We start from the raw sequence: 18,531 nt of genomic DNA, 5'->3' as shown, positions 1-18,531 counted from the left end.
CTCATATCATATTTGCACCTCTGTGCATCATGGACCCGGAAAAATAATCGGGCCGTGGTTTCAATATTTGGGAGGAAATACATGACATTTTCTAACTTGACGCGTCGCGGCGTGATCAAAACCGGCGCTGCTGCCGGTGCTGGTCTGGCCTTGCCGACGTATCTAAGCGCTGCCGCGCATTCAGGTTTTACGAACGCGCCAACGGGCGACACGGTGACGCTGGGCTTTAACGTGCCACAATCAGGCCCCTACGCGGACGAGGGCGCAGACGAACTGCGCGCGTTCGAGCTGGCGGTCGAACACCTGAACGGTCAGGGCGACGGCGGCATGCTGAACACCTTCAGCTCCAAGGCGCTAGAAGGTAACGGGATCATGGGCAAGAAGGTCCAGTTCGTCACCGGCGACACGCAGACGAAATCGGACGCGGCCCGCGCATCGGCGCAGTCGATGATCCAGAAAGACGGCGCGATCATGATCTCGGGCGGCTCGTCCTCCGGTGTGGCTGTTGCTGTTCAGGGTCTCTGCCAAGAGGCTGGCGTCATCTTTATGGCGGGTCTGACCCACTCGAACGACACAACAGGCAAAGACAAGAAGGCCAATGGCTTCCGCCACTTCTTTAACGCTTACATGTCCGCTGCCGCTTTGGCACCGGTGCTAAAGAACCTCTATGGCGACGACCGCAAGGTCTATAGTCTGACAGCCGACTACACATGGGGCTGGACACAGCAGGAATCCATTCAGGCCGCGACGGAAGCCATGGGCTGGGAAACCATCAACGATGTGCGTACGCCGCTCGCCGCGACCGATTTTTCGTCCTACATCGCGCCTGTGCTGAATTCCGGTGCCGATGTTCTGGTTCTGAACCACTACGGCGGAAACATGGTCAACTCGCTGACCAACGCCGTGCAGTTCGGCCTGCGCGATAAGCAGGTGAACGGCAAAAACTTCGAAATCGTTGTGCCGCTGTATTCCGAGCTGATGGCCCGCGGTGCGGGTGAGAACATCACCGGTATCGTCGGTTCGCAAAACTGGGACTGGAAGCTCGAAAACCAGATGGGCGACCGCTATAAAGGAACAAACGCTTTCGTTCAGTCCTTTGGCGAAAAATACGGCTTCCCACCCAGCCAGGCGGCTCAGACATGCTATGCGCAAACGCTGCTTTATGCGGATGCTGTGGCCCGTGCCGGTTCGTTCAACCCATGCGCCGTTGGCGAAGCCCTTGCCGGTTTCGAATTCGACGGCCTGGGCAACGGTCCAACGCTGTACCGTGCTGGCGACCACCAGTGCTTTAAGGACGTTGTGGTTGTGCGCGGCAAAGAGAACCCCGAGAACGAATTCGACCTCGTGGAAATCGTCGAAGTCACACCAGCCGAGCAAGTCACCTATGACGTCGACCACCCGATGTTTGCAGGCGGCGCGTTGGGCGACTGTAACCCCGGCGCTTAAATCCAAGTCTAAGGCGGGGGGCTTCCCCTGCCTTACCTTGCCGGCGGAATTTTTCCGTCTTTCACTTCTTAAAAATTCGAGGGCACCGCGATGGACGCCATTCTTTTGCAACTTCTTAACGGGTTGGACAAAGGTTCAGCTTATGCGCTCATCGCGCTTGGTCTGACCCTGATCTTTGGCACCTTGGGTGTCGTCAACTTTGCCCACGGGGCATTGTTCATGATCGGCGCATTCTGTGCTGTGACCCTAAGCAAGATTTTCAACCTAAGCCACAAGGCCGCGGAATCCTCTGGTACCGACTTTTTGGGCAACCCGAAATTCGAAGACGTGCTGTATATCAAAGAGTGGTTCGGCGATGCAGCCGGTGCGTGGCTGCTGGATTGGTCGGTTCCCCTGTCGATCCTCTTTGCCGTGCCGATCATGCTGGTCATCGGCTTTGTCATGGAACGCGGGTTGATCAAACACTTCTACAAACGCCCCCACGCGGACCAGATCCTTGTGACTTTCGGTCTGGCGATCGTGCTGCAAGAGGTGATCAAGTACTTCTACGGTGCCAACCCGATCCCGACCTCTGCCCCCGAAGCCTTTCGCGGGTCGTTCGATTTCGGCGTGTTGCTGGGCTTTGATCCCAATGCGATCATCTATCCCTATTGGCGTCTGATCTATTTCGCCTTCTCGGCGCTGATCATCGGCGGCGTCTTCGCCTTCTTGCAATTCACCACCTTTGGGATGGTTGTGCGCGCCGGCATGGCTGACCGCGAAACCGTGGGTCTGCTGGGCATCAACATCGACAAGCGATTTACCATTATGTTCGGCATCGCCGCGGCGGTGGCTGGGCTGGCAGGCGTCATGTATGCGCCGATCAATTCGCCCAACTACCACATGGGCATGGATTTTCTGGTGCTGAGCTTTGTGGTCGTCGTTGTCGGCGGCATGGGGTCTTTGCCCGGGGCCGTTCTGGCGGGGTTCTTGCTGGGTGTCCTAGAATCCTTTGCCTCGATGAACGAGGTCAAGAACATCCTGCCCGGCATTGACCAGATCATCATTTACGTTGTCGCGATCCTTATCTTGCTGACACGCCCCCGTGGCCTAATGGGCCGCAAAGGCGTGATGGAGGAATAACCCATGCAATCACTCACTAAAAAAGACTTTCTCCTTCTGTTGGTGGTGGCATTCCTGACCATGGCAGCCCCCGTCATCCTGAACCCCTTCCCTGCGAGCTCCGGACTTGCACAATTCAACGCCGGCTACCCTGACCTGATGCAACGCTTTGTGATCTTTGGCATCTTTGCCATCGGGTTCAACATTCTGTTCGGGCTGACCGGATACCTGTCCTTTGGCCACGCGGCCTTTCTGGGGGTCGGTTCCTACTCTGCCGTGTGGATGATGAAGCTGTTGTCGATGAACGTGATCCCCGCGATTGTGTTGTCGGTGATCGTCGCGGGGTTGTTCTCCGTCGTGATCGGCTTTGTCTCGCTGCGCCGGTCGGGGATCTACTTTTCGATCCTCACGCTCGCCTTTGCGCAGATGTCGTTCAACCTTGCCTATTCGGTCCTGACGCCGATCACCAATGGCGAAACCGGGCTGCAAATCTCGCTCAGCGATCCGCGCATTCTGGACGGTGCAAACGCGCCCAGCTACCCCAACCTTTTCGGGGCGCAGATGAATGCCGCGACGACGTTGGATTTCGGGGCTTGGTCCTTCACCTTCTCGGTCGGGTATTACCTGTGCGCCGTGATCATGCTGCTGGCGTTCTATATCTCGATCCGCGTCTTCCGGTCGCCCTTCGGGATGATGCTGCGGGCCGTGAAATCGAACCAGCAACGGATGAACTATACCGGCCTGAACACCAAACCCTACACGCTGGCGGCCTTTGTTATCTCTGGCATGTATGCCGGTCTGGCGGGTGGTTTGCTGGCCGCAATGGACCCGCTTGCCGGGGCCGAGCGGATGCAGTGGACAGCCTCTGGCGAGGTCGTGCTGATGACGATCCTTGGCGGTGCGGGCACCCTTCTGGGGCCGGTACTGGGCGCGGGCTTTATCAAGTATTTTGAAAACATCTTTTCCAAGATCAACGATAACGTTCTGCACGGCTGGTTCTCTTTCATGCCCGATGGGCTTGAAGACATGCTGATCGCGGTGATCCACCCCTTTGTCGGCAAGGGCTGGCACCTGACCTTGGGTCTGCTGTTCATGCTGGTCGTGATCTTCTTGCCCGGTGGTCTGGTCGAAGGTGGCCAACGCATCGGTCGCGTGTTCCGCCGCAAGGACCGGAACGCGGGATCGGTCGAAGCCGACGCCGCCGCACAACGCAACACACCCCCAGCCGAATAAGAAGGAGCTGAACAAATGGCCATTCTCGAAGTCAAAAATGTCGGCAAACGTTTCGGCGGGTTGCAAGCGCTGAGCAACGTGAACCTCAGCGTTGCGGAAAATTCGGTCCATGCCATTATCGGGCCGAACGGGGCGGGTAAGTCCACGCTGCTGAACTGTTTAGTGGGCAAGCTGATCCCCGATACCGGATCGGTCATGTTCGACGGGCAGTCGGTGCTGGGGCGCAAGCCCTACGAGATCAACCAGATGGGGATTTCGCGCGTGTTCCAGACGCCCGAGATCTTCGGCGATCTCAGTGTGCAGGAAAACATGCTGATCCCCTGCTTTGCCAAACGCGATGGCGCATTCCAGATGAATGCGCTGTCCTCGGTGTCCAGCCAGCGCGACGTGATCGAAAAAGCCGAAGAAATGCTGGTCGAGATGAAGCTCGCCGACAAACGCCATATGCACGCGGCTTCTATGTCACGCGGCGATAAACGCCGGTTGGAAATTGCGATGTGCCTTTCGCAAGATCCGCGGCTTTTGCTGCTGGATGAACCCACAGCGGGTATGGCGCGGGCCGATACCAACAACACCATCGACCTGCTCAAACAGATCAAGGACGAACGCAATATCACCATCGCCATCATCGAACACGACATGCATGTGGTGTTCTCATTGGCGGAACGGATCACCGTGTTGGCTCAAGGCACGCCGCTGGTCGAAGACACACCCGACAACATTAAAGGCCACCCCAAGGTGCGCGAGGCGTATTTGGGCGAATCCCAAGACGCCGCCTGATGCGGGGGCGCAGGTCCCCGCCCCCGCCACAGCACCTCGGCTTTGCAAGGATAAGAACATGAACACGAAACCCGATTTCTCGAACAGCGCCAACCATGCCTCTACTGCGCCCGCCTATCTGTCGGTATGGGACATCCACGCCTACTACGGCGAAAGCTATATTGTGCAGGGCGTCAGCTTTAACGTCCATGAGGGCGAAATTCTGGCGCTTTTGGGCCGCAACGGCGCGGGCAAAACATCGACCCTGCGGGCCATCGCCCAGATTGGCGACCCCGAATTGCGCAAGGGCGAGGTCTGGCTCGACCACAAGCCGCTGCACAAAATGGCCAGCCACGAGGCCGCCGCCAACGGTCTGGCGCTTGTCCCCGAAGACCGCCGCATCATCGCGGGCCTCACGGTCGAGGAAAACCTGCAACTGGCGCAGATCGCCCCGCCGATCGGCTGGTCGCTTGAACGCATCTATGACCTGTTTCCCCGTCTGAAAGAGCGCCGCAAGCAAGAAGGCGTGACCCTTTCGGGCGGCGAACAACAGATGCTGGCGATTGCCCGCGCGCTGGCCCGTGACATCAAGGTGCTGCTGCTGGACGAACCCTATGAGGGGCTTGCCCCTGTCATCGTGGACGAGATCGAAAAGACCCTGTCGCTGATCAAATCCCAAGGCATCACCACCATTCTGGTTGAACAAAACGCCGTGCGTGCGCTCAAGCTCGCGGATCGTGCGGTGATCCTTGATACCGGCGGCGTGGTCTTTGATGGCACCGCCGACGAGGTGCTGAACAACGCCGAATTGCGCTCCGAATATCTGGCGATCTGACGACTAACACTTTACGGGCGCGGGACGTTCTGGCGAAACATGCGTTTCATACCAGCACTTTCCCGCGCCTGCGCCCCCTTGCCCCATTGCATATACCCCCTGCCCCGGTCCGCCGCCTCTCGCGGCCAAGGTGACGTTAGGCAACTGCTTGCTTTTCATGACTGCGCCCATGCCCTATAAGGCAGCAATTCAAGGGCACAGGCAGCGCCCTATCGACTTTGACTGGCTGAGGAAAATATGACAAAAAACACCCATGACGCCGATGTGGCTTTTATCCAGGCGCTCGCCGAGTTGCTGAACGAAAACGATCTGACCGAATTGCAGGTCAAGCGGGATTACGCCGAGGATGACAGCCTGAATGTGCGCGTCAGCCGCAAACCACCGCAACAGATCGTAGCACCGCATCAGGCGCAATCGGCCCCTGCGCACTATGCAGCGCCCGCGCCCGCCGCCCCGGCAGCCGCAGCCCCTGCAGCAGAAGCCAGCGATCCCGCGGACCACCCCGGTGCTGTCGTCTCTCCGATGGTGGGGACGGTATATATGCAAGCCGAACCTGGCGCGCCTTCGTTTATCTCTGTCGGGACCTCCGTTTCCGAAGGGGACACGCTGCTGATCGTTGAAGCGATGAAAACAATGAACCACATTCCAGCGCCACGTTCCGGCACGGTAAAGCGGATTTTGGTAGATGACGGCGCCGCCGTTGAATTTGGCGCGCCCTTGGTGATCCTGGAATAAGGCGAAACCTATGTTCAAAAAAATCCTAGTCGCAAACCGCGGCGAGATCGCGTTGCGCGTGATCCGTGCGGCCCGCGAGATGGGCATCGGGTCTGTCGCGGTCCATTCGACGGCAGACAGCGATGCGATGCATGTGCGCATGGCAGACGAATCTGTCTGCATCGGCCCGCCCTCCTCGCAGCAATCCTATCTGTCGATTCCGTCGATCATCGCCGCGTGCGAAATCACCGGCGCAGAGGCCATTCACCCCGGATACGGCTTTTTGTCCGAAAACGCGGGCTTTGTGCAGATCGTCGAAGACCACGACCTGACTTTTATCGGACCCACAGCGGCACACATCCGCATTATGGGCGACAAGATCACCGCCAAAGACACTATGAAAGAGCTTGGCGTGCCCTGCGTTCCCGGGTCTGACGGTGGCGTGCCCACACTGGCCGACGCCAAGCGTATCGGCGAGGAAATCGGCTATCCGGTGATCATCAAGGCAACCGCCGGTGGTGGTGGCAAGGGCATGAAAGTGGCGAAAACCGCCGCTGAAATGGAACGTGCCTTCATGACTGCCCGCGCCGAAGGGAAATCGAACTTCGGCAACGACGAAGTCTATATCGAGAAATACCTCACCACGCCGCGCCACATCGAAATTCAGGTGTTCGGCGATGGCAAAGGTCGCGCTGTCCATCTGGGCGAACGCGACTGTTCGCTGCAACGCCGCCACCAGAAGGTCTTCGAAGAAGCCCCCGGCCCGTCGATCACCGCCGAAGAACGTGCGCGTATCGGCAAGGTCTGTGCAGATGCGATGGCCAACATCAACTACATCGGCGCGGGCACGGTCGAATTCCTGTATGAAAACGGCGAGTTCTATTTCATCGAAATGAACACGCGTTTGCAGGTCGAACACCCCGTCACCGAAGCCATCTTTGGGGTCGACCTGGTGCGCGAACAAATTCGCGTCGCTGCCGGAATGGATCTGTCCTTTACCCAAGAAGACCTGAAGATCAACGGACACGCGATCGAGGTCCGGATCAACGCTGAAAAATTGCCTAACTTCTCGCCCTGCCCGGGCAAGATCACGCAGTATCATGCCCCAGGCGGGCTTGGTGTGCGGATGGATAGTGCGCTGTATGACGGCTATAAAATCCCGCCCTACTACGACAGCCTGATCGGCAAGCTGATCGTTCACGGGCGCGACCGTCCCGAAGCGCTGGCGCGTCTGCGCCGTGCCTTGGGAGAGCTGATCGTGGACGGGGTCGACACGACGATCCCGCTGTTCCATGCGCTGCTTGACGAACAGGACGTGCTGACAGGGGACTATAACATCCACTGGCTTGAGCATTGGCTTGAAACAAATCTGGGCAATGCCTGACCTGACGCCAGAGCTGTTATTGCACGGCTATTCCATGGGGATCTTCCCCATGGCCGAACACCGCGACGACCCGGAAATCTTCTGGGTCGATCCGCGGCGGCGGGGCATCTTCCCCCTAGACGGGTTCCACATCTCGCGGTCCCTAGCGCGCGCGATGCGGCGGACCCACTTTACCATCAGCATCAACACCGCATTTGAAGACGTCGTATCCGGATGCGCCGACCGCGCCGATACATGGATCAACGCCGAGATTTTTGCGCTGTACGCGCGGCTACATGCCCAAGGCCAAGCCCATGCGCTTGAGGTCTGGGAAGGTGATGTATTGGTGGGTGGCGTCTACGGCGTCACACTGGGGCGGGCGTTTTTTGGCGAAAGCATGTTCTCGCGGCGCGATAATGCATCGAAGATCGCGCTGGCCTGCCTGGTGGATCGGCTGACCCGAGGCGGGTTTACCCTGTTTGATACCCAGTTCCTGACGCCGCATCTGGCGTCTCTTGGTGCGCAGGAAATAACCCGCGCCGCCTATCACGCCCGGCTAGAAATGGCCTTGATGAAAAACGCGGACTTTACCGCGCCTGTTGCTGCCACACCTCAAGATGTGGTGCAGCGGATGACCCAGATATCATAGCGCGGATGCTCCAGCGCTGAAAGCGCGGGCGCAGAGGCGATCATCCAGCCGGCAAAAAGCCGGTTCTCGTCGCCCGTCTCGACGATATCAAGCTCGGCATAGGCGTCGCCCGCAGGGTTGCCCGCAGGATAGCGACATTCGTTCAGGGTCACATTCAGGCTGCCCACGCGCGAAGTCTCTCCGCGCTGCATCTCCACGTCACGCGACACGCCCGATACCTTGTCCAGCGCCCGCAAGACGCCGCCCTCGGCGCTGGCGACTTGCTGTGCCTGCACGGGTGCGGCCATCACGGCGAGGATCATCAAAATCTTGCGCATCACATGGGTTCCTTGAACGTCAAAACGGCGTCTTTCAGTGCCACGCACCGGCCAGACGTCCGCAGCTTCGTGCGCCCCCGTAAAGGCGCACGGGGGCTTTTATTCGGGCTGCCATGCCTCGTAGTCACCGCGGTCGGCAGGCTTTTCACGGCGGATTGATCCCGCAGGCGCATAGGCCAGCGCGGTGCCGGTCAGGTTCTCTTGGTGGGGCTTTTCCCACGTCTTATGTACCAGCGGGCGATCTTGCGGGGTTTCATCCCACGAATGGTGCAGCCAGCCGTGCCAGTCAGCATTCACGCGGGTCGCTTCGATCTCGCCGTTGAAGATGACCCAGCGTTTGCTGCTGTCCGCGTTGCGGTAGTACACATTGCCCTCGGCGTCTTCGCCGACCTTGATGCCCTTGCGCCACGTGAACAGCTGTGTGTTTAGCGTCTGGCCGTTCCACCACGTCACGCCGCGCAAAAGAGAGTTGAGAATGCCCATAGTGGTCTCCTGAAGCTTTGATGGATATATGCACCAAGGCCGCGCAAAGGTCTAGCGGGCTTCGGGGCGCATAGCCGCGGTTTTCAGCCGGGTAGGCAGGCGGTGACTTCGATTTCGATGCGGTATTTGTCATCGATCAGGCCACATTCGATCATGGTTGCCGCTGGTGGCGCATCGCCAAAAACCTCTGACAGGATCGGCCAGCAGGGTTCAAATTCGGCGCGATCTGGCAGGTAGTAATTCACGCGAACCACATCGGCCATGGTGCAGCCTGCCTCGCGCAGGGCCCCTTCGATGGTCGCAAGGGCGGCGCGGCATTGGTCGGTCACAGTATCGCCCTGCCCCACGGTGCCCGCCACATGAACAAAGCCCCCCGCCACAACGGCGCGGCAATAGCCGATCTTGGCCTCAAATTCACCGCCCGAAAAAATACGTCTTGTCATGATGCGCCTCTTGTCTGTCATGCCTACGCCTCTGTCAAAGCGCTTGGCCCGCCAGAGGTCAAGCGGCAAAGCTGGAACCTGCGGCTGGATGTGAAAAAGGCGCACCATCTCAGGCGCGCCTTGATCGGATAATATGCAGTCGATATTAGCCTGCGGTAGCGGGCTCTTTCTCGGCATCGGCGTGGATCATCAGCGGTGCCGCGTCAGAGTTTACGGCCTCTTCGTTGACAACCACTTCGGTCACACTGTCCATGCCGGGCAGATCGAACATCGTGTTCAGCAGGATATCTTCGAGGATAGAGCGCAGACCACGTGCACCGGTTTTGCGTAGGATAGCACGTTTCGCAATTGCCGAAAGCGCATCATCGGTAAAGGTCAGCTGCGTGTCCTCGATCTCGAACAGACGTTGGTACTGTTTGACCAATGCGTTTTTCGGTTCGGTCAGAATTGTGACCAGCGCATCCTCGTCCAGATCCTCGAGCGTTGCCAGAACCGGCAAACGGCCAACGAATTCCGGAATCAGGCCGAATTTCAGCAGATCTTCGGGTTCAAGGTCGGTGAAAATCTCGCCGATACCGCGGGAATCCTTGTCACGCACATCGGCACCAAAGCCCATGGCAGACCCTTTGCCGCGCGCTGCAATGATCCGGTCCAGACCGGCAAAAGCACCACCACAGATGAACAGGATGTTCGTGGTATCCACTTGCAGGAATTCCTGCTGCGGATGCTTGCGCCCACCTTGCGGCGGAACAGAGGCGACGGTGCCTTCCATCAGTTTCAGCAATGCCTGCTGCACGCCCTCGCCCGAGACGTCACGGGTGATGCTGGGGTTTTCGGACTTGCGCGTAATTTTATCGACTTCGTCAATATAGACGATCCCGCGCTGTGCGCGTTCAACGTTATATTCCGACGACTGCAACAGCTTGAGGATGATGTTTTCAACATCTTCGCCGACATAGCCTGCTTCGGTCAGTGTCGTCGCATCGGCCATGGTGAACGGCACATCCAGAATACGTGCAAGCGTTTGCGCCAGCAGCGTTTTACCACAACCGGTCGGGCCGATCAGCAGAATGTTGGATTTCGCCAGCTCAATGTCCCCACCCTTCTGGGCGTGGTTCAGACGCTTATAGTGGTTGTGCACGGCAACCGATAAAACCCGCTTGGCCATTGCCTGCCCGATCACGTAATCGTCCAGAACATCACAGATGTCCTTGGGCGTCGGCACGCCATCGGTGGCTTTCAGCCCCGAGGCTTTGGTTTCCTCGCGGATGATATCCATGCAAAGTTCGACGCATTCGTCACAAATGAAGACGGTCGGACCTGCAATCAGCTTGCGCACCTCATGCTGACTTTTGCCACAAAAGCTGCAATAAAGTGTGTTTTTGCTGTCGCCGCTCGAAGTATTAGCCATTTCAACCCTTTCAGGTCTGTCGTTTGATCGTGCCCGCCATACGGCAGCCATCTATATTTTTTTGCTCGGTGCCAGCTTAGGCCAGCGGTGCGTGGTCCACAATCGTAAAATAACGGGCCACGCACGCCTTATTTACTTGCCTTTTTTGTTGCCAGCTTTTGGCGCGTCAGGATCATCCATCTTGCCACGATTTTCGACGATCTCGTCGATCAGGCCCCAGTCTTTGGCTTCCTCGGGAGACATAAAGTTGTCCCGCTCAAGTGCTGCTTCGACTTTTTCCAGCGGCTGACCGGTGTGTTTGACATAAATCTCGTTCAGGCGCGTTTTCAACTTTTGCGTTTCCTGCGCGTGAATCATGATGTCTGTCGCCTGACCCTGATACCCGCCGGACGGCTGGTGGACCATGACGCGGCTGTTGGGCAACGAGAATCGCATGCCCTTTTCACCCGCTTGCAACAACAACGACCCCATGGACGCCGCTTGCCCGATGACCAGCGTCGATACCTTCGGTTTGATATACTGCATCGTGTCGTAGATCGACAGACCGGAGGTCACAACACCGCCTGGGCTATTGATATACATAGAGATTTCTTTGGAGGGGTTCTCTGCCTCGAGGTGCAAAAGCTGTGCAACGATGAGCGAGGACATACCGTCATGGACAGGCCCGTTCAGGAAAATGATCCGCTCTTTCAGCAGACGCGAGAAGATGTCGTACGCACGTTCGCCCCGGCTGGTCTGTTCAACCACCATAGGGACCAGCGTGTTCATATATGTATCGTGTGGATCGTTCATAAAGCCTGCCTGATATTGCCGTTCGCCGGACCATACCCGCGAAACCTTGGCTTAAGATTAATCGCGGCATCTAAGGGGTTCAAGGGGGGCAGGTCCGATCATCTGGCTGGCTGAGGATTCTACGGCCTGGTTATGCAGTGCGCATCGCCCGAATCATCTTTACAAAACTAGTTTTATAGTTTTATCTCAGTTACATGACAGCACATCAAAAAACCGCGCGCGCGCTCGCCGCCCTTGGCCACGACACCCGCCTCGAGATCTTTCGCCTTCTTGTGCGCGCCGGAGACGACGCGCTGACCGTGGGTGAAATCGGGGCTCACCTGAACGCCGCCCCTTCCACTCTTGCGCACCATCTTGGGGCGCTTGTCGATGCCGGGCTGATTATCCAGCGGCGGGACGGGCGGAGCGTCGTCAACCGCGTGGACTTCGACGCCATGCGCGCAACGCTTTCGTTTCTGACCTCGGAATGCTGCACCGGCGTTTCGCTCAATAAGGATGCCGCCGCATGACCGATCATTCCCACCCCTCCCGCAGTGCCTTGCGCGACGCGGTGCATCACATCTGGACCCGTGAACGTGTATGGCTGGCCTTTGCTGGCCTGCTGGCGGTGGTCTTTGTGGTCGACGCACCGCTGGGGGCCAGCAGCGTGCAGTTCACAATCCGCAACCTGATCGATGTTGCGCCGTTCTTGCTCTTGTCTATCGGCGTCGCTGCCTACGCCAGCGCGACAGGGGCCGACGGGTTGATTGCACGCGCTTTTACCGGATCGCCCGCCGTGATGATCGCCGTCGCAGCCGTGGCGGGCGGGCTGTCGCCGTTCTGTTCTTGCGGGGTGATCCCGTTGATCGCGGCGCTTCTTGCCATGGGGGTTCCCCTATCCGCTGTCATGGCCTTTTGGCTGGCGTCGCCTGTGATGGACCCGACGATGTTCATGCTCACCACCGGCGTTATGGGGGCAGAGTTTGCCATCGCCAAAACCCTTGCCGCCGTGGGGCTCGGCATCTTCGGAGGGACCGTCGTGCACGCCTTGTCGCGCGCTGGAGCCTTGGCAGACCCGTTGCGCGACGGTGTCGGCAATGGCGGCTGCGGTGCGTCAAAGGTGCGCGCGCCCCAGCCGGTCGTCTGGGCCTTTTGGCACGACGACACGCGGGTGGCAAAATTCCTGCGCGAAGCCGTTAAGACCACGTTGTTCCTGACCAAATGGCTGGCGCTGGCGTTCTTGCTCGAGAGCCTCATGCTGGCGTGGATTCCCGCAGAGCTGGTGACCCGCGCCCTTGGCGGCACCGGAATCGTACCAATCGGGGTCGCGACATTGGTCGGGGTACCGGCCTATCTGAACGGCTATGCGGCGCTGCCGTTGGTCGGCGGGCTGCTTGGTCAGGGCATGGCACCCGGTGCGGGGCTCGCGTTTCTGGTCGCAGGCGGGGTCACGTCCCTGCCCGCGGCCATCGCTGTTTGGGCGTTGGTCAAACGCCCTGTCTTTGCGCTGTATATCGGGATCGCGTTGACAGGGTCGTTTGTGTCGGGGCTGCTGTTCCAGCTTTGGGTATCACTGTAACACCCAAAAACACCCAAAGCTGGTCGTTACTTTGCCAGACAGCTGGCGAAAGCCGCCGACAGATCGCGCAGCAGGGATGGATACATCTCGACGCCCGGTGCCAGCTGCGCGCCGATCGGGTCAAGCGAGGCAGACTTTAGGGGTGCGCCGTCTTGCAGGGCCTCGATCAGGCCCGCGTTGAACTGCGGCTCTGTGAACACGCAGGCGGCTTGTGTCTCTTTCACCACATCGCGCACGTCGGCCAATCGTGCAGCACTGGGGGCCGCCCCATCGCTCAGGGAGATCGACGCGCTTGCCTCTACGCCAAAGCGGGCTTCGAAATAGTGATAGGCATCGTGGAAAACGATGAACTTCTGCCCCGCAAGCGGCGCCAACTCTGCCTGTAGATCGGCTTGCAAATCCGTCAGACGGGCCTGCGCCTGTGCGGCATTATTGCCATAAATCGCTGCATTTTCAGGGTCTTGCTGTGACAGTATGGCCGCGATCTGATCCAGCCAGACGATCGCATTCTGCGGGTCGAGCCACATATGCGGGTCCAATGCGCCCGCCGCGTGATCGTGCCCTTCGTGCGCGTCAGTGCCTTCATGATCGGCGTGGTCTTTATCGTCGCCATGGTCATCGCCGCTATGGTCGTGCCCTTCGTGATCCTCATGGTCGTCATGACCTTCGTGGGCGTCATGATCCTCATGCCCCGCTTCATCGTCGTGATCATGGGCCTCGAACGCAACACCGCTGCGGTTGGTCAATAGGCGAATGCCGTCCACATCCTGCAGGGTCAGGCGCTGTGCATCCTGTGCCAGACTATCCAAAGGCCCCTCCAGCCAAGCGGTCAGCGACGGCCCGACCCAGACCACCAGATCAGCCTGCGCCAGATTGCGGGCTTCGGTGGGGCGCATGGCATAGCTGTGGGGCGACGCGCCGGGCGGGATGATCAGATCGGGGCTGCCTGCCCCCTGCATCACCATAGACACCAACGAATGCACCGGCGCGATGTCGGTGGCGACGCGGGGTACCTCTGCGTGGGCCAGTCCGGCAGAAAAAAGGAGGGTGGTGCAAAGCAGACGGCGCATAAGGGGGCTCCCATAAAATGTTATACTATAACCTTGATAGATCACACGTTATAACATATCAATACCGAACCCTGCTACGGAGGCAAATATGTCGACCCTTGGATTTGAAACGCATGATCACGGTGCCTGTGTCGACGACGCGATGGCCGCCGCAGAGGCGCGTTGCGCGGCCTCGGACTTAAGACTGACCCCGGTGCGCCGCCGGGTGTTAGAACTGTTGCTGGCCGAACACCGCGCCCTTGGGGCCTATGACATTCTGGGGCATCTGTCCGCCGAAGGGCTTGGCGCGCAGCCCCCTGTCGCCTATCGCGCATTGGATTTTCTGGTAAAGGCCGGACTTGCGCACCGGATCGAGGCGCTGAATGCCTATACCGCCTGTAGCCATGTCGGATTGGACCACACGCCGGCCTTTCTGATCTGCCGCAGCTGCCAATCGGTCGCCGAAAGCGAAACGGCGTTGACACAGGGTCGTTTGGGCGACGCGGCCCGCGCGGCGGGGTTCCAGATTGAACGCACGGTGATCGAGGCCCAAGGCCTTTGTCCCGCGTGTCAGAACGAGGCCGCCGTATGAGCCTGATCGCTACCCATAACCTGACCCTGCGCATTGGCGGTCAAACGGTGCTGCGCGACGTCGACATTGCCGTAAATGCCGGAGAGATCGTCACCATCGTCGGCCCCAACGGATCGGGCAAGTCCAGCCTGCTGCGCGCCCTGATTGGCGCGCTGAAACCTGCCGCGGGCACAATCACCCGTGCGCCGGATTTGCGCATCGGCTATGTGCCGCAAAAGCTGCAGATCGATGCGACGCTGCCGCTGACGGTGCGCGGGTTTCTGAACCTGCCCCGTCGTCAGCCGCGTGATACCGTGGCGCAGGCCTTGCTGCAGGCGGGGGTGACCGACCTTGCGAAAAAGCAGATGACCGATCTGTCGGGCGGTCAGTTCCAACGCGTCCTGTTGGCGCGCGCGCTGCTGAACAAGCCCCATATCCTCATTCTGGACGAAGCGACGCAGGGGCTGGATCAGCCCGGCTCTGCCGCGTTTTACCGCCAGATCGAAGAGGTGCGCCGCGATATGGGCTGCGCCGTACTGATGGTCAGCCACGATTTGCATGTGGTGATGGCGGCCTCGGATCGGGTGTTGTGCCTGAACGGTCATGTCTGCTGCGAAGGCACGCCCGAAATCGTCGCCGATGCGCCGGAATACCGCGCATTGTTCGGCACTGGCACCCAAGGGGCGCTGGCGCTGTATCGGCACGAACATTCGCATTCGCATGATCACACCCACGACCATACACATGATGCGGGCTGCAACCACGCGCACGGGGACCAAGATGCTAGATGACTTTTTGATACGCGCCGGGCTTGCCGGTATTGGCGTGGCATTCGCAGCCGCCCCTTTAGGGTGCTTCGTGGTCTGGCGGCGGATGGCTTATTTCGGCGATGCGACCTCGCATGCGGCTTTGCTGGGGGTCGCACTGGCCTTGGCGTTTGAACTGCCGATCTTTGCCGGGGTCCTGTTGGTCGCCCTGTCGATGGCGCTGATTGTGACGGCGCTGAACGGGCGCAGCCTAGGCACGGATACGCTTCTGGGGGTGCTGGCCCACGGGGCGCTGGCCATCGGTCTTGTCGCGGTGTCGCTGCTGCCCAACCAGCGCGTTGATCTTAGCGCCTATCTATTCGGAGAGATTCTGGCCGTCACCAAAGGCGATCTTGCGATCATCTGGAGCGGCGCATTGCTGTCGATCGCCCTGTTGGTCTGGCGCTGGCAAGCATTGTTATCGGCGACGCTGAACCCTGATCTGGCGACAGCGAGCGGCGTTAACCCGCGGCGTGAACAACTGATCCTGACGCTGGCGCTGGCGGTGACCGTTGCAGTCGCGATCAAGGTCGTCGGTGCTTTGCTGATCGCGGCGATGCTGATCATTCCCGCCGCCGCGGCACGCCCCTTTGCACGCACGCCCGAGGTCATGGCCGCGACCGCCTGCGTCATCGGGGTGATCGCCGCCTTGGGCGGGCTGGCCGCGTCCTTTGCATTTGACACGCCCACCGGCCCCAGCATCGTCAGCGTCGCGGCGCTGCTGTTCATCGTATCCTCCGGCGTGGCCCCCTTGCTGAAACGCTAGGTTTTCTGCGCGGCACAAACACCAAGGGCCGCAGCATCGCGCTGCGGCCCTTGGTGTTTGGCTCGAACGCTAAAGGAGCGCGCTGATCACGCCGCCACGGGCAAAGACGGACGCCCGGTGCTGACCAGACTATGCGGGAAAAAGACCGAGAACTTCGTGCCCTTGCCCACCGTGCTTGAGACAGAGATATCGCCACCATGCGTCAACGCCAGCTTTTTACAGATCGCAAGCCCCAGCCCCGTGCCACCTTCTGACCGGTTGTCGGCGTTTTCAATCTGGGTAAAGGCCTGGAAGATGGACTCCAGATCTTTTTGCGCCATCCCAACACCGTTGTCCTCTACCTCGAAGCGGAAGCCACCGCCGTCGACTTCGGCCCGCAGGAATATGTCTTTGGCCTTGGAGAACTTGAGCGCGTTGCCCACCAGATTGATCAGGATCTGCAAGCAGCGCCCACGGTCGGCCATCACATCAAGACTGCCGTCGGGCACATGGAGCGTGACGTCCTTGCCCTGCGCCAAGCCCTGAAACTGATCCTCGACCTGCGCCAACAGCGACCGTGTCGAAAAGGTGGTTTTAGCCAGTTTGATATCGTTCAACTCGATGCTGGTATAGTCGAGGATATCGTTAATGATGGTCAGCAGGTGGTTGCCCGCAAACTTGACGCGTTGGCCGTAAAGCTCTGCCTGATCGCCAATGATGTTATAGTGTTTTTCGGTAATCGGCTCGGACGGGGATAGCTTGGCCGAAGTGGTGGATTTGAGCTTGGTCAGAAAGCTCGCGTAGCCAATCACGATGGTCAGCGGGGTACGCAGCTCGTGGCTGAGGACGCTCATGAATTCGGATTTGGCACGGCTCGCCGCTTCGGCAGCATCACGGGCCTCGCGCAGTTGTTCGATGCTTTCCATGCGGGTGCGGATTTCGATGAAATAGGTAAATAGCCCACCTAGAGTGATCATCGTCGCGGTCCCTGCAATAAGCAACGCCAGCAGTTTATATTCCTCGGGGTTGGTGTAGCCGGGTTTCAGGCCGATACAATCCACATTGAACGCTGCCATACCGGTGAAATGCAAGCCGACGATGGACAGCGTCAGCACGCCAGCCATTTGCAGGCCACTGTGGCGCGAAACACGGCTGCCCAGATACAGCGCGACGGTCGAAAAAAGGATCGCAAGCACCACAGAGCCGATGAGATAGCTGCGGTCCCAAGCCACGACCCCTTCGATACGGTATGCCACCATGCCTGTATAGTGCATGGCCGAAACCGCCATACCAAAGACCGCGCCGCCGATGATGGTGGTCACGAGTGACCGGAACATGCCCGCGATCATAATGCCCACGGAACACCCTAAAATCGCTATCAGCAGCGATATAAAGGTCAGCTGCAGATCAAACGTCACCGGTGCCGAAGGCTGGTAGGCCAACATCGCGATGAAATGCGTACACCAGATGGCGACACCCGCTGTCAGCGCCGTCAGCACATACCAGATCGCCGCCTGACTGCGCGAACGCCCCAACGCATGCTGATACAAGCGCGAAACCACCCAAGACCCGAAGGCACACAACAACAGCGCCAAGAGAACCAGGCTCAGGTCGTGGTCATTGTGGATCGTGTGGGCAACTTTAAACATATCGGCGTACTCTAACTGCTAACTTCAGGTACGCTGATCGCCTCGGAAAACGGCAGATTTGAGGCGCGTTTACGTTATACTGGTGTTGGACAGCGAATTAACCGCGATTTTTCTTTATGATAAACAACAGGTTGCCGCCTTGTAAAACGCGTCACACGCCTTTGGGCAAAGGCGCTGCGTTAACCTTAACGAAACATTCAACCACCGGTGCACAAGGCACGCAGCCCGGCTTAGCGCAGTTTGCGCAGATAGGCCCAGGACACATGCCCGCGCACACGACGCGCCTGATCAAGCGAGACTTCGCACCAACGTGTGCCGCCGGTCTGCTGGCATTCGTGCACCTGCAAAACGGTGCCGTTGGGCAGTCCCAACAAGACGATAAACCCCGTCCCCGGCCCTGCCCGCATCTTGAGCATGTCATCCCCGTCCACGCCGCTGACTTCAAAGCGGCCCAGCGATCCTGCGGTTGCGGGGGTTGCGGATACTGTGGTGCCAATCACCAATGCCGATACTGCGGCGGTCACTGCTTTGCGCATTGTTCTTGCCCTTGTTCTGATAGCCTCGGGTTCGGTGGTAGCCTGCGCAGGCCGCAAAATAAACCGTCATA

21 protein-coding genes are annotated in these 18,531 nt (G+C 59.1%); 13 read left to right on the top strand and 8 right to left on the bottom strand.

The window, feature by feature from the left end:
- Positions 1-81 precede the first annotated feature (81 nt).
- The 8 genes from ACVBAU_RS08110 (at position 82) to aat (ending at position 8,100) form a co-directional block, all read left to right on the top strand.
- Complete coding sequence (locus ACVBAU_RS08110; protein ID WP_448325605.1) at positions 82-1,446, top strand: substrate-binding protein; 1,365 nt, start codon at positions 82-84, stop codon at positions 1,444-1,446.
- Positions 1,447-1,536: 90 nt separating this feature from the next.
- A complete protein-coding gene (locus ACVBAU_RS08105; RefSeq protein ID WP_138923605.1) occupies positions 1,537-2,568 on the top strand; it encodes a branched-chain amino acid ABC transporter permease in 1,032 nt (343 codons plus the stop codon).
- Positions 2,569-2,571: 3 nt separating this feature from the next.
- Positions 2,572-3,780: a branched-chain amino acid ABC transporter permease gene (locus ACVBAU_RS08100; RefSeq protein ID WP_335745481.1), complete on the top strand. Its 1,209-nt coding sequence runs from the start codon at positions 2,572-2,574 to the stop codon at positions 3,778-3,780.
- Between the two features lie 15 nt (positions 3,781-3,795).
- A complete protein-coding gene (locus ACVBAU_RS08095; protein WP_138923607.1) occupies positions 3,796-4,560 on the top strand; it encodes an ABC transporter ATP-binding protein in 765 nt (254 codons plus the stop codon).
- Between the two features lie 58 nt (positions 4,561-4,618).
- Complete coding sequence (locus ACVBAU_RS08090) at positions 4,619-5,374, top strand: ABC transporter ATP-binding protein (RefSeq protein ID WP_448325603.1); 756 nt, start codon at positions 4,619-4,621, stop codon at positions 5,372-5,374.
- Between the two features lie 237 nt (positions 5,375-5,611).
- Positions 5,612-6,109, top strand: coding sequence for an acetyl-CoA carboxylase biotin carboxyl carrier protein (gene accB, locus ACVBAU_RS08085; protein WP_138923609.1), 498 nt, complete (start codon positions 5,612-5,614; stop codon positions 6,107-6,109).
- 10 nt (positions 6,110-6,119) lie between these two features.
- On the top strand, positions 6,120-7,472 hold the full coding sequence (gene accC, locus ACVBAU_RS08080) for an acetyl-CoA carboxylase biotin carboxylase subunit (protein WP_138923610.1): 1,353 nt from the start codon (positions 6,120-6,122) through the stop codon (positions 7,470-7,472).
- Positions 7,465-8,100, top strand: coding sequence for a leucyl/phenylalanyl-tRNA--protein transferase (gene aat / locus ACVBAU_RS08075; protein ID WP_448328936.1), 636 nt, complete (start codon positions 7,465-7,467; stop codon positions 8,098-8,100). Before accC ends, aat begins: the two co-directional genes overlap by 8 nt.
- Here aat and ACVBAU_RS08070 read toward each other — a convergent pair.
- The 5 genes from ACVBAU_RS08070 to ACVBAU_RS08050 form a co-directional block, all read right to left on the bottom strand.
- The gene (locus ACVBAU_RS08070) at positions 8,064-8,417 is read right to left on the bottom strand and encodes a DUF2155 domain-containing protein (RefSeq protein ID WP_138923612.1); all 354 of its coding nucleotides are present in this window, start codon (positions 8,415-8,417) and stop codon (positions 8,064-8,066) included. The genes aat and ACVBAU_RS08070 overlap by 37 nt on opposite strands.
- Positions 8,418-8,516: 99 nt before the next feature.
- Entirely contained in the window at positions 8,517-8,900 is a 384-nt protein-coding gene (locus tag ACVBAU_RS08065; protein ID WP_138923613.1) for an NADH:ubiquinone oxidoreductase subunit NDUFA12, read from the bottom strand.
- An 83-nt stretch (positions 8,901-8,983) separates the two neighbouring features.
- Entirely contained in the window at positions 8,984-9,343 is a 360-nt protein-coding gene (locus ACVBAU_RS08060; RefSeq protein ID WP_005852785.1) for a RidA family protein, read from the bottom strand.
- Between the two features lie 145 nt (positions 9,344-9,488).
- Complete coding sequence (clpX, locus tag ACVBAU_RS08055; protein ID WP_138923614.1) at positions 9,489-10,754, bottom strand: ATP-dependent Clp protease ATP-binding subunit ClpX; 1,266 nt, start codon at positions 10,752-10,754, stop codon at positions 9,489-9,491.
- Positions 10,755-10,886: 132 nt separating this feature from the next.
- Entirely contained in the window at positions 10,887-11,546 is a 660-nt protein-coding gene (locus tag ACVBAU_RS08050) for an ATP-dependent Clp protease proteolytic subunit (RefSeq protein WP_138923615.1), read from the bottom strand.
- 194 nt (positions 11,547-11,740) lie between these two features.
- Between ACVBAU_RS08050 and ACVBAU_RS08045 the strand changes: the two genes are divergently transcribed.
- Positions 11,741-12,055 (top strand): ArsR/SmtB family transcription factor, encoded by a 315-nt coding sequence (locus tag ACVBAU_RS08045; protein WP_138923616.1) that lies wholly within the window; start codon positions 11,741-11,743, stop codon positions 12,053-12,055.
- Complete coding sequence (locus ACVBAU_RS08040) at positions 12,052-13,104, top strand: permease (protein WP_448325597.1); 1,053 nt, start codon at positions 12,052-12,054, stop codon at positions 13,102-13,104. The genes ACVBAU_RS08045 and ACVBAU_RS08040 overlap by 4 nt, the downstream gene beginning before the upstream one ends.
- A 26-nt stretch (positions 13,105-13,130) precedes the next feature.
- On the opposite strand, the gene ACVBAU_RS08035 is transcribed toward ACVBAU_RS08040, so the two are convergent.
- A complete protein-coding gene (locus ACVBAU_RS08035; protein WP_448325595.1) occupies positions 13,131-14,174 on the bottom strand; it encodes a zinc ABC transporter substrate-binding protein in 1,044 nt (347 codons plus the stop codon).
- Positions 14,175-14,262: 88 nt separating this feature from the next.
- Between ACVBAU_RS08035 and ACVBAU_RS08030 the strand changes: the two genes are divergently transcribed.
- The 3 genes from ACVBAU_RS08030 to ACVBAU_RS08020 are packed head-to-tail and all read left to right on the top strand — an operon-like array spanning position 14,263 to position 16,296.
- Positions 14,263-14,745 (top strand): Fur family transcriptional regulator, encoded by a 483-nt coding sequence (locus ACVBAU_RS08030; RefSeq protein WP_093733929.1) that lies wholly within the window; start codon positions 14,263-14,265, stop codon positions 14,743-14,745.
- Positions 14,742-15,515: a metal ABC transporter ATP-binding protein gene (locus ACVBAU_RS08025; protein ID WP_335745487.1), complete on the top strand. Its 774-nt coding sequence runs from the start codon at positions 14,742-14,744 to the stop codon at positions 15,513-15,515. Before ACVBAU_RS08030 ends, ACVBAU_RS08025 begins: the two co-directional genes overlap by 4 nt.
- The gene (locus tag ACVBAU_RS08020) at positions 15,505-16,296 is read left to right on the top strand and encodes an iron chelate uptake ABC transporter family permease subunit (RefSeq protein WP_448325592.1); all 792 of its coding nucleotides are present in this window, start codon (positions 15,505-15,507) and stop codon (positions 16,294-16,296) included. Before ACVBAU_RS08025 ends, ACVBAU_RS08020 begins: the two co-directional genes overlap by 11 nt.
- Positions 16,297-16,382: 86 nt before the next feature.
- On the opposite strand, the gene ACVBAU_RS08015 is transcribed toward ACVBAU_RS08020, so the two are convergent.
- Both ACVBAU_RS08015 and ACVBAU_RS08010 read right to left on the bottom strand, forming a co-directional pair.
- The gene (locus ACVBAU_RS08015) at positions 16,383-17,924 is read right to left on the bottom strand and encodes an MHYT domain-containing protein (RefSeq protein WP_448325590.1); all 1,542 of its coding nucleotides are present in this window, start codon (positions 17,922-17,924) and stop codon (positions 16,383-16,385) included.
- Between the two features lie 230 nt (positions 17,925-18,154).
- Positions 18,155-18,460, bottom strand: coding sequence for an SH3 domain-containing protein (locus tag ACVBAU_RS08010; RefSeq protein ID WP_335745490.1), 306 nt, complete (start codon positions 18,458-18,460; stop codon positions 18,155-18,157).
- Between the last annotated feature and the right edge of the window lie 71 nt (positions 18,461-18,531).

Source organism: Sulfitobacter sp. M13 (genome assembly GCF_053474885.1).
Note: the sequence above shows the minus strand (reverse complement) of the source record. Positions and strands in the feature narration are given on the sequence as shown.